Here is a 13,869-nt window from a genome sequence, read left to right on the forward strand (position 1 = left end):
TTGCCCGCGTGCGTAAAGCGGGAAGCGACGGGCTTTTCTTGAAGACGAGTGTCCTTTCCCGCGATGAGCTCGATGAGGCGGCGGAACGGACGCTCGATGCCTTCGGCCGGGTCGATTTCCTGATCAACGGGGCCGGCGGGAATCATCCCAAGGCGACGACGAGCGCCGAGGTCCCGTTCTTCGACCTGCCCGAGGATGCGATCAAATTCACCTTCGACCTCAACTTCATGGGGACGTTCCTCGCCGCGCAGGCGTTCGGCAGGGTGATGGCCGAGCGAGGGGAGGGGGCGATCCTGAACATCGCCTCGATGAACGCGATCCGGCCGCTCACTCGCATTCCGGCCTATTCCGCGGCCAAGGCGGCGGTCGCCAACTTCACCCAGTGGCTGGCGGTGCACATGGCGCAGGAGTACTCGCCGCGGATCCGGGTGAACGCGATCGCCCCCGGGTTCTTCCTCACCGCGCAGAACCGGTTCTTGCTCCTGGATGAAAACGAGGAGTTGACCGCGCGCGGGAAGCAGATCCTCGATCACACCCCGATGGGGCGGTTCGGAAGGCCGGAGGACCTGATCGGGACGGTGAAATGGCTCCTGTCCGCGGATGCCGAGTTCGTGACCGGGATCATCGTCCCGATCGACGGCGGGTTCTCCGCGTATTCGGGGGTGTAGGATGAAGAACGTATTGATCGCGATGGGCGGCGGTCCGACTCCGGTGATCAACAACTCCCTGCGCGGGGTGATCGACGGCTGCCGCAGCTTCCCGGACAAGTTCGGAAGGGTGTTCGGAGCATGGCACGGGATCCTCGGTGTCCTGCGCGAGGAGCTGATCGACCTCTCGGCCCAGGATCCCGAGGAGATCGCGCACCTGCGCACTACCCCGGCGTCCGGGGCGATCGGGACCGCCCGCTACAAGCTGACCCACGCTGAGGACCTGACGCGGATCATCGAGGTGATCCGCGCCCACGACATCGGCTACTTCTTCCCGATCGGGGGGAACGACACCCAGGAGGTGGGATTCAAGGTGGCGGAGGCGGCGCGCGAGTCCGGGTACGACCTGCAAGTGATCGGGGTCCCGAAGACGATCGACAACGACCTCGGCGATCCGGAGATGAGATCGATCGACCACACCCCGGGCTACGGCTCGGTCGCCCGCTATTGGGCGTGGAGCGTGCAGTGCCTGGAGGAGGAGAACCGCGGTTCTGCCCCGGCCGATCCAGTGCTCATCGCTCAGGCGATGGGACGCCGGGTTGGGTTCGTCCCGGCGGCGGCGCGACTCGCCGATCCCGACCGGGAGACGCCCCTGCTGATCCTCCTCGCCGAGGCCGGGCTCACCCTCGGGGAGATAACCGACGCGGTCGCCGACACCGTCCGCCGCCATGGCCGGGCGCTCGTCGTCGCCTCCGAGGGATTGTCGCTGGGGGAGATCGGATCGCGGCGCGACTCGTTCGGGCACGCGGCGTTCTCCTCGTCCGCCACCACGGTGGCGCAGCTCCTGGTGAACCACTTAAACGAGGTCGGCCTGCCGGCGCGCGGCCTCGCCCGCGGACAGGTCCCGGGGACCGCCCAGCGCGACGCGATCCTCTACGCATCGCCGATCGACCTGGACGAGGCGTACGGCGTCGGAGCGACGGCGGCCGAGCTGGCCGCGGCCGGGAAAAGCGGGGTGATGGTGACGATCGTCCGCGCGTCGGGAACCGCGTACCGGGCGAGCTACGGAACGATCGAGCTGTCTGCGGTGGCGGGGAAGGATCGCCCGTTCCCCGCGGAGTGGATCGCTCCGTCCAAGCTCGACGTGACCGACGGGTTCGTCCGCTACGCTCGACCGCTCCTCGGCGACGATCCGGTGGCGGTACCGGTGGTCGCGGGCCGGCTCCGGTTCGCCCGGATCGAGCGGAAATTCGTCCCGAAGAAGTGCGCAGACTACGTCCCGGCGGCGTACCGGGAGTAGCGGCGGACTTTATGTCCGCCGGCGGAAATGGTGATGATCGTCGCAGACAAGCTGCGACGCTACACAAGAACGTGGCGACGGGGCCAGGCCTGAGGTTTCCGTCTTTTGTAGCGGCAGGGCCTGTCCCCGACGTCGAGGAACGTCGTACGAAGGTTGCGATGCCAGAGAAAGAGAGGGCAAATGGACTATCGTGAGCGACTGAACGAGTTTAAACCGAGCGCGGAACATCTTGTGTGCATCGATTCCGACGGCTGCGCGTTCGATACGATGGGGATCAAGCAGCGGGAGTGCTTCTGCCCGTGGATGATCGCCTACTTCGGGCTGCAGCCGGTGGCCCAAGCGGCACGGGAGTGCAAGGAGTTCGCCGATCTCTTCTCCAAGACGCGGGGGGCGAACCGCCACATCACGATCAAGCGGATCCTGACCGAGCTCCTTCCCTCCCACCCCCAGGTGCGGGAGCGCGGGTTCACCGTCCCCAGCTATCCCCACTACTTCGCATGGGTGGATGATCAGAACAGCCTCCTATCCAACGAGGGGCTGAAACAGGCGATCGCCACGGCGGAGAGCGACGCTGCGCGGAAGGAGCTGGAGCACGTCCTCGCCTGGTCGGAGCGGGTGAACTGGGCGGTGAAGGAGATCGTGCGGGGGATTCCGCCGTTTCCCTACGTGCGCGAGTCGCTGGAGCGGCTCGCCGGCAAGGCGGACATGATTGTCGTCTCCGCCACTCCGATCGAGGCGCTCGAGCGGGAGTGGGCCGAGCACGGGATCGCGCGTTACACCGCGCTCATCTGCGGTCAGGAGATGGGAACGAAGACCGAGCAGATCGCGGCGGTCGCCCCGCACTACCCCGCCGGACACGTGCTCATGATCGGGGACGCGCCGGGCGACATGCGGGCGGCCAAGGCGAACGGAGCGCTGTTCTTCCCGATCATTCCTGGCGAGGAGACCGCCGCGTGGAAGCTGTTCTACGATGAAGGGTTGGACCGGTTCCTCGCGGGGACCTACGCCGGGGAGTACGAGGATCGGTTGATCGAGCGGTTCGAGGCGGCGCTGCCGGTCGAGCCGCCGTGGGAGGTGAAAGATGAAGGCTGATTTCGGCGTTATCGGAATGGCGGTGATGGGGCAGAACCTGGCCCTGAACGTGGAGAGCCGCGGGTACACGGTCGCGGTGTACAACCGGACGAAGGCGCGCACCGAGGAGTTCGTGCGCGAGAAGGCGAACGGAAAGAGGATCGTTCCTACCTACTCATTGGAGGAGTTCGTGAATGCGCTGTCGACGCCGCGCAAGCTGATCCTGATGGTCAAGGCGGGCGCCCCGACCGACGCGGTTTTGGAACAGCTGTTTCCCCTCCTCTCTCCGGGGGATGTGGTGATCGACGGGGGAAACGCCCACTACGCCGACACCGAGCGGCGGATCGCCCAGGCACAGGAACGCGGCCTGCGCTACCTGGGAACCGGGATCTCCGGGGGCGAGGAGGGGGCGCTCCACGGTCCGGCGATCATGGCCGGGGGAGATCCTGAGGGATACAAGCTCGTGGAGGAGATCCTGACCAAGATCGCCGCCGTTGGCCCGGAGGGGCCGTGCTGTGCCTACTTCGGTCCGGGGTCGGCCGGGCACTACGTGAAGATGGTGCACAACGGGATCGAGTACGCGATCATGGAGACGATCGCCGAGGCGTACGACATCATGTCCCGTGGATTGGGGATGACCGCCGCGGAGATGGCGGACGTGTTCGGGGAGTGGAACCAGGGTGAGCTCTCCTCGTACCTGTTCGAGATCACGGAGAAGATCCTCCGCAAGGTCGATCCGGACACCGGAAAACCGCTCGTCGACGTGATCCTGGATACAGCCGCCCAGAAGGGGACGGGCAAGTGGTCGAGCCAGTCTGCGCTCGATCTCGGGACTCCGGCTCCGACGATCGCGATGGCGGTGTTCGCCCGCATCATCTCGGCGCTCAAGGACGAGCGAGTCAATGCGGCTCCGGTTCTGCCCGGGCCCGACCCGCGTTTGGGACTCGACCTCGACGATCTTCACTCTGCGGTGTATCTCACTGTCCTTTCCGCGTACGCGCAGGGGTTCCGCCAGCTGCGCGATGCGTCGCGCGAGCGCGGCTATAATCTTGATCTGTCTGCCGCGGCGCGGGTGTGGATGGCGGGATGCATCATCCGCGCTCAGGTCCTCACCACGATCGGAAAGGTGCTGCGGGAGGAGCCCGAGCTTCCGAACCTGTTCCTCGTCGAACCGTTCACCGCGGCGTGGAGTGACGGTCACGTCGGGATGCGCCAGGTAGTGAACGCCGCGCACGCCCACGGGATTCCGGTTCCGGCGATGGACTCCGCCCTCGATTTCCTTGACGGCTACCGCAGTCCGCGCCTGCCGGCGAACCTGATCCAGGCCCAGCGCGACTTCTTCGGCGCCCACACCTACAAGCGGATCGACCGGGAAGGGACGTTCCACACCCAGTGGGAGGAGGGATGATCCTCGACTATGCACCGGGCCGGCCGGTGACCGCGGCCGAGATCAGGGAGGTGCTCCCGGACGGGCTCGCCAAGGTGGATGTGGCGGGAAAGCGCGTTTTGGTCATCATCCCGGACAACACCCGCACCCTGCCGATGCCGGCCCTGTTCGAGACGATCGCCGGATCGCTCTCCCCCCGCGCCGCCGAGGTCACGTTCCTCATCGCTCTCGGTACCCATCCTCCGCTCACCGCGGACGAGCTTCTCCGCCACCTCGGGCCGCGGATGAGCGACTTCCCGAACGTGCGCGTCATCCAACACGAATGGGACAACCCGCGTGCCCTGACACAAGTCGGGACGATAACCCAAGAGGAGATGGAGGAGATCTCCCACGGCCTTCTGGTCGAGGAGGTGCCGATCACTATCAACCGGGCGGTGCTCGAGCACGATCTGGTGATCATCCTCGGCCCGGTCTTTCCGCACGAGGTGGTCGGGTTCTCCGGCGGTCACAAGTACTTCTTCCCTGGGGTATCCGGACCGGATATGGTCCATCAGTCGCACTGGCTCGGGGCGCTGATCACCAACCCCAAGGTGAACGGAAACAAGGAGACGCCGGTGCGGGCGATGATCGAGCGGGCGGCCGCGTTCGTCACCACCCCACAGGTCGGGATATCGCTCGTGATGCACGGCCACGACCTGATGGGGATGTTCATCGGGGAGGTGGAAGAGGCGTGGTCGCGGGCGGCCGATCTATCGGCTGAGCTCAACATCGTGTGGGTCGATCACCCGTTCCACACCGTGATCTCCATGGCCCCGCCGATGTACTGGGAGCTGTGGACGGCGGGCAAGTGCATGTACAAGCTCGAGCCGGTCGTCGCCGATGAGGGAAAGCTGATCATCTACGCCCCCAACCTGCGCGAGATCTCGGTGACGCACGGAACCCTCATCCGCCAGGTCGGCTACCACACCCGCGACTACTTCCTCGGGCAATGGGAGCGGTTCAAGGACGTGCCGCGGGCGATCCTCGCCCATTCCACCCACGTGCGCGGAATCGGAACCTATCGGGATGGGATCGAGCACGACCGGATCGAGGTGATCCTCGCCACCGGGATCCCAGAGGAGATCTGCCGCGAGATCAATCTCGGGTACATCGATCCGGCTGCGATCGATCCGGACGAGTACGTGGGCCGCGAGGACGAGGGGATCCTCGTTGTCCCCAATGCCGGCGAGATGCTCTACCGCCTCGCCGACGGGACGGTCCCGGACATTGATAAATTGTAGATCGCTTTTCCCGGCATCTTCCACGTTCTTTGTCAGTGGTGGCGCGGCCGGATATCATGCCGCGTAAGAAAAGGAGGGAGTCGATGATCAAGGCCGAACACGAGAACGAACTGATGGTGAGGTTTAAAGACGGAGAGGTCCTTCCCGACGGGTTGGTCGAGCTCGGGGTGAGCTCCGGAGTGATCGTAAACGGGGTCGGGATGCTGCGCGACCTCGAACTCGGGTATTGGGACGGGGAGAAGTACGTGATCGAGCGGATTTCCGAGCCGGTCGAGCTTCTCAGTCTCCAGGGCAACATCGGGGAGCGGGACGGGGAGACGATGGTCCACGCTCATGTAACGGTGGCGAAGAAGGGCGGGGCGGCGTACGGCGGACACATCCTGCGAGGGACGGTGAACAACACCGCCGAGGTGTTCATCTACCGACTGGACCGGATCCGGCTGGTGCGGAAGGTAGAGGAGACCGGGCTCGCTGGCCTCTACCCGGAAACGGGCTGAACCGCCCTCATAGGGCGATCGTCTCCTCCGGCGCGGGCCCGACCGATACGATCCCGATCGGAACCCCGAGGGCATCGGAGATGAACTCGAGGTAATCCCGCGCCGCCCGCGGTAGCTCGTCCGGCGACCGCACCGACCGCAGATCCTCCCGCCAACCGGGGAGGGTGGCATAGACCGGCGTACAGCGGGAGAGATCCTCGACGGAGAGCGGGAACCGGGTCGTCTCCTCACCGTCGATCCGGTAGGCGCGACAGACCTTGATCTCGTCCAGGCCGGACAGGACGTCGAGCTTGGTGATCGCCAGGGCGGTCGGATCGTTCAGGGCGACGGCGTGACGCAGCCCGACGAGATCGAGCCAACCGCAGCGCCGCGGCCGTCCGGTCGTCACTCCGAACTCCCCGCCCTTCTTCTGCAGCTCCTCCCCGAGTTTTCCGGCGATCTCGGTCGGGAACGGACCGGCCCCCACCCGGGTCGTGTACGCCTTGGCCACCCCGATCCTCCGGGCAATCTGCGGGTTGGGAACCCCGATCGCGCCGGGGAGCCCGGCGAACGTGGTCGACGACGAGGTGACGTACGGGTAGGTGCCGAAATCGACGTCGAGCAGCGTCCCCTGCGCCCCCTCGAACAGGACCTCCTCCCCGCGGGCGAGCGCCGCGCGGATCGCACCGGCGGCATCCCCGATGGACGGGAGGAACGGCGCCGCAACCTCGATCAGCTCAGTTGCCATCTTCTCCGGATCGAGGGCGGACACCGCGGGGGCGTCCGGCCAGGAGCGCACGAGAAGCTCGATCCGCCGTGCGAGCCTGGCCCGCAACCTGTCCGGAGCGAGGAGGTCGCCGGCGCGGATCCCGACCCGCGCCGCCCGATCCCGGTAGGCCGGGCCGATCCCGCGGCGGGTCGTCCCGATCGCCTTGCCGCTCCCCTCCAGCTCCTCGAGCAGGGGGTGATAGGGAAGGATGAGGTGAGCGTTCTCCGCGATGATGATCTCCGGACGGGATCCCAGGTGGGCAGAGATCGCGTCGTACTCCTCCCGCAACACCCGCATGTCGATCACCATCCCACTCGCGAGGACGGAGACCGTCCCGGGATAGAACGCCCCGGCCGGCACCTGATGGGTCCCGAACTTCACTCCCCGATCGATCACCGTGTGGCCGGCGTTCGGCCCGCCGTTGAACCGGACCACCATCGCCGCATCGCGGGCGAGGAGGTGGGTGATCTTCCCCTTCCCCTCGTCTCCCCACTGCATCCCAAGGACCGCAGTCGCCATCTAACCCTCCTTCACCCGCGCGAGGCAGAACTCCATCGGTGCCCCGTCGATCTCCACGGAACCCCGGTACTCGCAGTCCGAAGGCTCGCCCTGACTCATCTCCGTCGCCAGGACCTCGGCGCGGACGAACTCCGCGTTCCGGGCGATGATCCCGCACAGCTCGGGATCGCCGTCGTAGGACAGCCTTATCCGGTCGGTGACCTCGAACCCGGCCTCCTTGCGCATGAGCTGAATGCGATGCACGAGCTCGCGCAGGAGTCCCTTCTCCCGCAGTGCGTCGTCGATCCGCGTATCGAGGAGGAGGCGCAGCCCGGACTCGGCGGAGAGGACGAACCCATCGGGGACCGCCGCGGAGAACTCGACGTCATCCGCCGTGATTTCGACTGTGGTCCCGTCAAGCTCGGCCGTGACCGGCCCGTCGGCGAGCCGGGCTCGCAGCTCGTCCGGATCCTGGGCCTCGATCCACTTCGCCGCCGCCGGAGCCGCCTTCCCCAACCGCGGGCCGAGGGAGCGGAAGTTGGGAGCGGCGACCGCCTGCATGTGCGGGGCGAGATCGGGCACGAGGACCACGTCCTCCACGTTGAGCTCGGTCTTGAGCAGCTCCACCACCTCCGGCGGAAGCGCGCTTTCGGACGGCGCCTCCACGATCACCCGGGAGAGCGGCTGGCGCACCTTGACCTGGGCCTGATGGCGCGCCTGGTGGCCGAGAGAGGCGATCCGGCGGGCGAGCGCCATCGCGTCTTCCAGCCCTTCGTCGACCAACGCGGCATCGTACTGCGGATAGCGGCACAGGTGCACGCTCTCCGGATCGGCGTCGGTCCGCAGCCGCAGGTAGATCGCCTCGGCGAGGAACGGAACGAACGGGGCGAGGAGCTTGGCCAGATCGATCAGCACCTGATACAAAGTCGCATACGCCGCGATCTTGTCCGGCCCCATCCCGCCCTTCCAGAATCGCCGCCGCGACGTGCGGATGTACCAGTTGGAAAGCTCATCCACGAACCGCTCAAGCGCGGCGGTGGCGCTCACCACGTCGTAGGAATCGAGCGCCGCGACCACCTCCCCGGTCGTGGAGGAGAGCCGGGACAGGATCCAGCGATCGAGCACCGTGGGATTCCCTCCGCGGTCGCGCGCCGGGTCGAACCCGTCGATCGCGGCGTAGAGGGCGAAGAAGTCGTAGGAGTTGCGCAGGGTATCGAGGAACTTGTACAGCGGTTCCTTCACGTCCTCCTCCCCGAGGCGCTTCGACTTCCACGGCGCGCTCGACGAATAGAGGTACCAGCGCAGGGAATCGGCACCGTAGCGGCCGATCAGGTCCCACGGGTCGATCACGTTCCCCTTGCTCTTGCTCATCTTGATCCCGTTTTCATCGAGGCCGAGGCCGGTGACGACGCAGTTCTTGAACGCGGGTTCACCGTACAGGATCGTGCTCGTGGCGAGCAGCGTGTAGAACCATCCCCGCGTCTGGTCGACCCCCTCGCAGATGAAGTCGGCCGGGAAGTTCCGCTTGAACTCCTCCTCGTTCTCGAACGGGTAGTGCCACTGGGCGGTGTGCATCGATCCGGAATCGAACCAGGTGTCGATCACGTTCGGGACCCGGTGCATCACACCCCCGCACTTCGGGCAGCGGAGCTCCACCTTGTCGATGTACGGCCGGTGCAGCTCGACCGTGCGCGCCAGCTCAGGATCGAGGGCCCGCTCAACGAGCTCGTCCCTGCTCCCGACGGATACTATCTCCCCGCACTCGTCGCACACCCACAGGTTGAGCGGGGTCCCCCAGTAGCGGTCGCGGGACAGGGCCCAGTCCTTCAGGTTGGCGAGGAAGTCGCCGAGGCGCCCCTCCCCGACGTGCGGCGGATACCAGTTGATCTTGCGGTTGTTCTCGATCAGCTTGTCCTTGACCGCGGTCGTCCGTACATACCAGGAGTCCATGGCGTAGTAGAGGAGCGGGGTGTTGCAGCGCCAGCAGAACGGATAGTCGTGCTCGTACGGGACATGGCGGTAGAGGATCCCGCGCGATTCGAGATCAGCGATGATCTTCTCATCGGCGTCCTTGACGAACGTCCCGGCACACAGCGGGAATTCTTCGGTGAATCTGCCGGAAAGATCGACCGGTTGGAAGAACGGAAGCCCCTTCTCCCGGCCGAGGTTGTAGTCGTCCTCCCCGAACGCGGGCGCGGTGTGGACGATCCCTGTCCCCTCCTCCATGTTCACGAAGTCGGCCGCGTGCACCCGGTAGGCGCGGGGGTCGTCGATCAGCCGGTACGGGGGTTCGTAGGCGAGCCCAACGAGATCGGCTCCGGGAAATTCCCGTACCACTCTGTAGTCGCCTGTAAGTGCGCTTCCCACCAGCTCCTTGGCCAGGATCAGCCGTTCGTCGTCGGTCTCCACCTCGACGTAGGTCGCATCCGGAGCGACCGCGAGCCCGACGTTCGCCGGCAGGGTCCACGGGGTCGTTGTCCAGGTGAGGAGCGAGGTCTTCCCCGCCTGTTCCTGCTTGTACTCCGCGTCAGCGTCGGAGACGATCCGCATCCGCACCGAGATCGACGGGTCCTCCACCCGCCGGTAGCCCTGCGCCACCTCGTGCGAGGAGAGCCCGGTCCCGCAGCGCGGGCAATAGGGGAGGACCTTGTGTCCCCGGTAGAGAAGCCCCTTCTCGTACATCTGGGAGAGCTCCCACCACACGGATTCGATGTACTCATCGGTGTAGGTGACGTAGGCGTTCTCGAGGTCGATCCAGAACCCCATCCGCTCGATCATCCGCTCCCACTCCGATTTGTACTTCCACACCGACTCCTTGCACTTCTCCACGAATTTCTCGACCCCGTAGGTCTCGATCTCCGGTTTGGAGTTCACCCCGATCTCGCGCTCCACTTCAAGCTCGACCGGGAGACCGTGCGTGTCCCACCCCCCCTTGCGCGGGACGTAGAACCCCTGCATCGTCTTGTAGCGGGGGAACAGGTCCTTGTACACCCGCGGCATCAGGTGACCGAAGTGGGGGCGACCGTTCGCCGTCGGCGGCCCCTCGTAGAACACGTAGCGCGGGCCGTCCTTGGTCGCGGCAAGCGACTTTTCGAACGTCTTGTTCTCCCTCCAGAACTTGAGGACCTCCTCCTCGCGGGAGATCGGATCCTTGGGCAGCTTCTCAAATCGATTCATCATCTTCTCCTTACGTAAAGAGCAACTGGCAGACGGAAATTGTAACCGGAAACGCGATGGGATGCCCCTTACCGGGGCACGATAATGTAGATGAGGAGCGGTTGAAAGACTCGGTCTTCCCTTAACATCGCAAGATCACCCTTCATCTTAGCGCGCCAGCGCGGTCCCGTCAAGCGCGCAATTTTCGTATAATTGCACGCGGTAACATGAAGGAGGCGACACTCAGTATGGCACGATATCTTCTCGGAGTGGACGTGGGCACGCAGGGGACCAAAGGGGTGCTCGTCCGGACGGACGGGAGCCTCGTTGAGGCGGCGAGCGCGGAGTACGGGCTCCTTCACCCCCAACCGGTATGGGCCGAGCAGTGGCCGGACGTGTGGTTCGACGCGACGTGCGCGGTCATCCGAAAGCTCCTGGAGCACCCCGAAATCTCCCCGCAGGAGATAGCCGGGGTCTGCATCAGTGGGCTGTACGGAGGAAGCGGGATCCCGCTCGATGAGAAGATGCAGCCGGTGCGACCGTGCCTCATCTGGATGGACCGGCGGGCGACGGCCGAAGTGGAGTGGATCACACGTAACGTCGATCTGGAGCGGCTGTTCGCCGTGACCGGAAACTGGGTCGACAGCTACTTCGGCTACCCCAAGATCCTGTGGATCAAGAACCACGAGCCGGACAACTGGAAGCGGATCGCCCTGTTCCTCCCCCCGAACTCGTACATCAACTACCGCCTGACCGGCGAGATCGCGATCGACCATTCCTCGGCCGGCAACCTCGGCGGGCTGTACGACATCCGGGCACACGCCTGGTCGGAGGAGATGGCCCGGGCGCTCGGGATCCCGCTCGAGCTGATGCCGGAACGCATCGTCCCCTCCGAAGCGGTTATCGGCGAGGTGACCGCGGAGGGATCGCGCCTCACCGGGCTGGCCCCCGGGACCCCGGTCCTCGGCGGTGGGGTGGACGCCCCGATGGCGACCTTCGCCGCTGGGGCGCTCGACCGCGGGGACAACGTCGCCATGATGGGGACGTCCACGTGTTGGGGGATCATCCACACCGGGGAGAACTTCGCCAAGGAGCTGGTCTCCATGCCGCACGTGATCGACGCCGCACACCGCACCTACACCTGGGGGGGATCGGCGACCTCCGGGGCGCTCGCCAGTTGGTTCCGGGACGCCGTGCGCGGGGGGACGGATTCGTTCCGCGATCTCGATCGGGCGGCGGCGGACGTACCGCCGGGGAGCCAGGGGCTGATCGCGCTTCCCTACTTCATGGGCGAGCGGGCACCGCTGTGGGACCCGCAGGCGCGCGGGGCGTTCGTCGGGTTGACGCTGTCCCACACCGCGGGACATCTGTTCCGGGCGCTCCTCGAGGCGACCGCCTACTCCCTGCGCCACGCAATCGAGACCGGGACGGAGATCGGGCTTCCGCTTTCCCCGGGGACGACAGTAGTGGGCGGAGTGGCGAAATCCGAGCTGTGGCTGTCGATCCTCGCCGACGTCATCGGTCGGCCGGTCCGCACCCTCGCCACCGAGGGGATCGGCGCCCCGCTTGGAGACGCGTTCCTCGTCGGGCTCGCCGTCGGCGAGTTCACGGACTACGGCCAGATCCGGAAGTGGATCCGGTACAACGATCCGTTCCTCCCCGATCCCGCCCGGCAGGCGGTCTACGACCGCTATTACCGGCTGTATCGCGACCTATATCGCGACCTGCGCGACGATTTTCACGCCCTCTCGGAGCTGTCCGCGGATCAGGCGAACACGCGGTAGCGGATCCCGAGCATCCGCGCCGTCCAGATCAGTTCCTCGGTCCAGTCCCCGTAGGCGGCGTGGATGTGGTTCGAGTCGTACTCGGCCAGGAACTCCTCCGGTGCGACCTCAAACCGGGTGAACGCATGCGGCCACTCGATCTGGGTCGCTTGCGCCTTCTCCTCCGCTTTATCCTTCGGTAGTTCGATGAACTCGCCCGGAACGATCGCCAGCCAGTACTCCCCCCTGCGGCGGGCGAGGCGGGCGAGGGTCACCCGTCCCGGAGCGGCGATGTGGCGGACCGACGCCCCGCCGGCCGGGAAGTAGAATCCCTGCGGATAGAACTCGACCTGGGGAAGGTTTTCGTCCGGATCGTAGGAACGATTGGCGAAGTAGGTGGGGTGATTGCCGGAGTTGCACAGGTCGAACGCGCCGATGGATTCGTCGTAGTGGCGCAGATCGGCGAACATGACCGGGGCCCCGGTGATGTGTTTCAGGATCTCCATGGTGAGCGCCCCGTCCATGTCGGCCTCGGTGGCGGTGACGATCGGCTCCTTCGGCCCGTTCCAGTCGTAGGGATCGTTCAGGAACGCCTCGGTTACGTCCATGGTGACGAAGTTGTCAGTGAGCTCGGGCTGTCCCTTGATCCCGAGGAAGTCGAGCCGCTTCTCCTTCGCCATCTCGCGCACCGCAATGTAGCTTCTGATCTGGAGCTTCAGCTTCTCCGGGGTGAGCTGCTTTCCGTCGTAGTGGATCTTCCCCACCTTCTCCGTGAGCCAGGCGAACGCGCGCTCCACTTCGTCATCCGATGCTTCACCGGACCGACGGACAATCTCGTACTGATCGATGTGTTCGACGTCGATCCCGAATAGGCTCATCCACTGATCGGTGTTGGCCACTGCGGTGTACATCCCCATCGGCCGGCCGCCGAACAGGCCGTAGGTCTCCCCCCGCAGCCGGGCCACGGCCGAACCGGCGCGGATGAACGCCATCACCCGGCGCAGTACGCGCTCGTCCCCGATGTCGCCGGAGATGCGGCCGTGCAACGCCCCGATCTGATCGAGCGCGCCGGCGGAGGCAAGCATCCCGACCATCCCCGGATATCGTGGGTTGATGTTGGAGAACAGCAAGAACGGACCGGGAGCGAACCGGGAGGCGATTGCCGCCAGGTGGGGGAAGCTCCACACCGCGAAGTTGAAGATCGTGAGCTCGCAGCCCTCGTTCGCCAGCCGCTGCGCCTCGTTTCTCGCCAGCTCCGCGGTCCAGACGATCTCCCGTGCCACTACTGGCTCAACTTCACCGGTCGCCTCCAGCGCCGCAGCCAGCTTCCCCTGAAACTCCAGGTTCAGCCCCTCCAGCTCCTTGTGTACCGATTCCCGTCCGTCGGAGAAGGTCATGATCCCCACTTTGCGCTTATCCATGTTCAGCTCGTCCTCCTTTCGTGAAAATAGTCAAGACACCCTGCAGATTGCCTCTACCTCCGCCTCTGTGATTTCGACGTGCCTGATGGCGGCCCGGCGAT

Annotated in this window: 10 protein-coding genes; 7 read left to right on the forward strand and 3 right to left on the reverse strand. The window is 65.7% G+C overall.

Features of this window, described 5'->3' with window-relative positions; all coding sequences use genetic code 11:
• From J7J55_00935 to J7J55_00960, 6 genes are all read left to right on the forward strand, one after another.
• The coding region (locus tag J7J55_00935) for an SDR family oxidoreductase (protein ID MCD6141278.1) at window positions 1-668 on the forward strand (668 nt) is incomplete at its 5' end.
• Window position 669: 1 nt separating this feature from the next.
• Window positions 670-1,947, forward strand: coding sequence for a diphosphate--fructose-6-phosphate 1-phosphotransferase (locus J7J55_00940; protein ID MCD6141279.1), 1,278 nt, complete (start codon window positions 670-672; stop codon window positions 1,945-1,947).
• Between the two features lie 180 nt (window positions 1,948-2,127).
• Entirely contained in the window at window positions 2,128-3,039 is a 912-nt protein-coding gene (locus J7J55_00945) for an HAD family hydrolase (protein MCD6141280.1), read from the forward strand.
• A complete protein-coding gene (gndA, locus tag J7J55_00950) occupies window positions 3,029-4,426 on the forward strand; it encodes an NADP-dependent phosphogluconate dehydrogenase (GenBank protein ID MCD6141281.1) in 1,398 nt (465 codons plus the stop codon). The genes J7J55_00945 and gndA overlap by 11 nt, the downstream gene beginning before the upstream one ends.
• Window positions 4,423-5,685 carry a DUF2088 domain-containing protein gene (locus tag J7J55_00955; protein ID MCD6141282.1) on the forward strand — a complete coding sequence of 421 codons (1,263 nt, stop codon included), beginning with the start codon at window positions 4,423-4,425 and terminating at the stop codon, window positions 5,683-5,685. Before gndA ends, J7J55_00955 begins: the two co-directional genes overlap by 4 nt.
• Before the next feature lie 83 nt (window positions 5,686-5,768).
• Window positions 5,769-6,182 carry a DUF296 domain-containing protein gene (locus J7J55_00960; protein MCD6141283.1) on the forward strand — a complete coding sequence of 138 codons (414 nt, stop codon included), beginning with the start codon at window positions 5,769-5,771 and terminating at the stop codon, window positions 6,180-6,182.
• 7 nt (window positions 6,183-6,189) lie between these two features.
• Here the strand turns inward: J7J55_00960 and J7J55_00965 are convergent, their stop codons facing one another.
• The gene (locus tag J7J55_00965) at window positions 6,190-7,449 is read right to left on the reverse strand and encodes an adenylosuccinate synthase (protein MCD6141284.1); all 1,260 of its coding nucleotides are present in this window, start codon (window positions 7,447-7,449) and stop codon (window positions 6,190-6,192) included.
• Window positions 7,450-10,608 carry an isoleucine--tRNA ligase gene (locus J7J55_00970; GenBank protein ID MCD6141285.1) on the reverse strand — a complete coding sequence of 1,053 codons (3,159 nt, stop codon included), beginning with the start codon at window positions 10,606-10,608 and terminating at the stop codon, window positions 7,450-7,452. It abuts the gene before it with no gap.
• Window positions 10,609-10,832: 224 nt separating this feature from the next.
• Here J7J55_00970 and J7J55_00975 point away from each other — a divergent pair, with 224 nt between their 5' ends.
• The gene (locus J7J55_00975; GenBank protein ID MCD6141286.1) at window positions 10,833-12,368 is read left to right on the forward strand and encodes an FGGY-family carbohydrate kinase; all 1,536 of its coding nucleotides are present in this window, start codon (window positions 10,833-10,835) and stop codon (window positions 12,366-12,368) included.
• Here the strand turns inward: J7J55_00975 and J7J55_00980 are convergent.
• A complete protein-coding gene (locus J7J55_00980) occupies window positions 12,350-13,768 on the reverse strand; it encodes an L-fucose/L-arabinose isomerase family protein (protein MCD6141287.1) in 1,419 nt (472 codons plus the stop codon). The genes J7J55_00975 and J7J55_00980 overlap by 19 nt on opposite strands.
• Window positions 13,769-13,869: the final 101 nt, after the last annotated feature.

This window comes from Candidatus Bipolaricaulota bacterium (genome assembly GCA_021159055.1).
Taxonomy (GTDB): Bacteria; Bipolaricaulota; Bipolaricaulia; order UBA7950; family UBA9294; genus S016-54.

Coding starts and splice junctions, on each gene's coding strand:
- J7J55_00940 (MCD6141279.1), top strand. CDS start 670: ATGAAGAACGTATTGATCGCGATGGGCGGCGGTCCGACTCCGGTGATC.
- J7J55_00945 (MCD6141280.1), top strand. CDS start 2,128: ATGGACTATCGTGAGCGACTGAACGAGTTTAAACCGAGCGCGGAACAT.
- gndA (MCD6141281.1), top strand. CDS start 3,029: ATGAAGGCTGATTTCGGCGTTATCGGAATGGCGGTGATGGGGCAGAAC.
- J7J55_00955 (MCD6141282.1), top strand. CDS start 4,423: ATGATCCTCGACTATGCACCGGGCCGGCCGGTGACCGCGGCCGAGATC.
- J7J55_00960 (MCD6141283.1), top strand. CDS start 5,769: ATGATCAAGGCCGAACACGAGAACGAACTGATGGTGAGGTTTAAAGAC.
- J7J55_00965 (MCD6141284.1), bottom strand. CDS start 7,449: ATGGCGACTGCGGTCCTTGGGATGCAGTGGGGAGACGAGGGGAAGGGG.
- J7J55_00970 (MCD6141285.1), bottom strand. CDS start 10,608: ATGATGAATCGATTTGAGAAGCTGCCCAAGGATCCGATCTCCCGCGAG.
- J7J55_00975 (MCD6141286.1), top strand. CDS start 10,833: ATGGCACGATATCTTCTCGGAGTGGACGTGGGCACGCAGGGGACCAAA.
- J7J55_00980 (MCD6141287.1), bottom strand. CDS start 13,768: ATGGATAAGCGCAAAGTGGGGATCATGACCTTCTCCGACGGACGGGAA.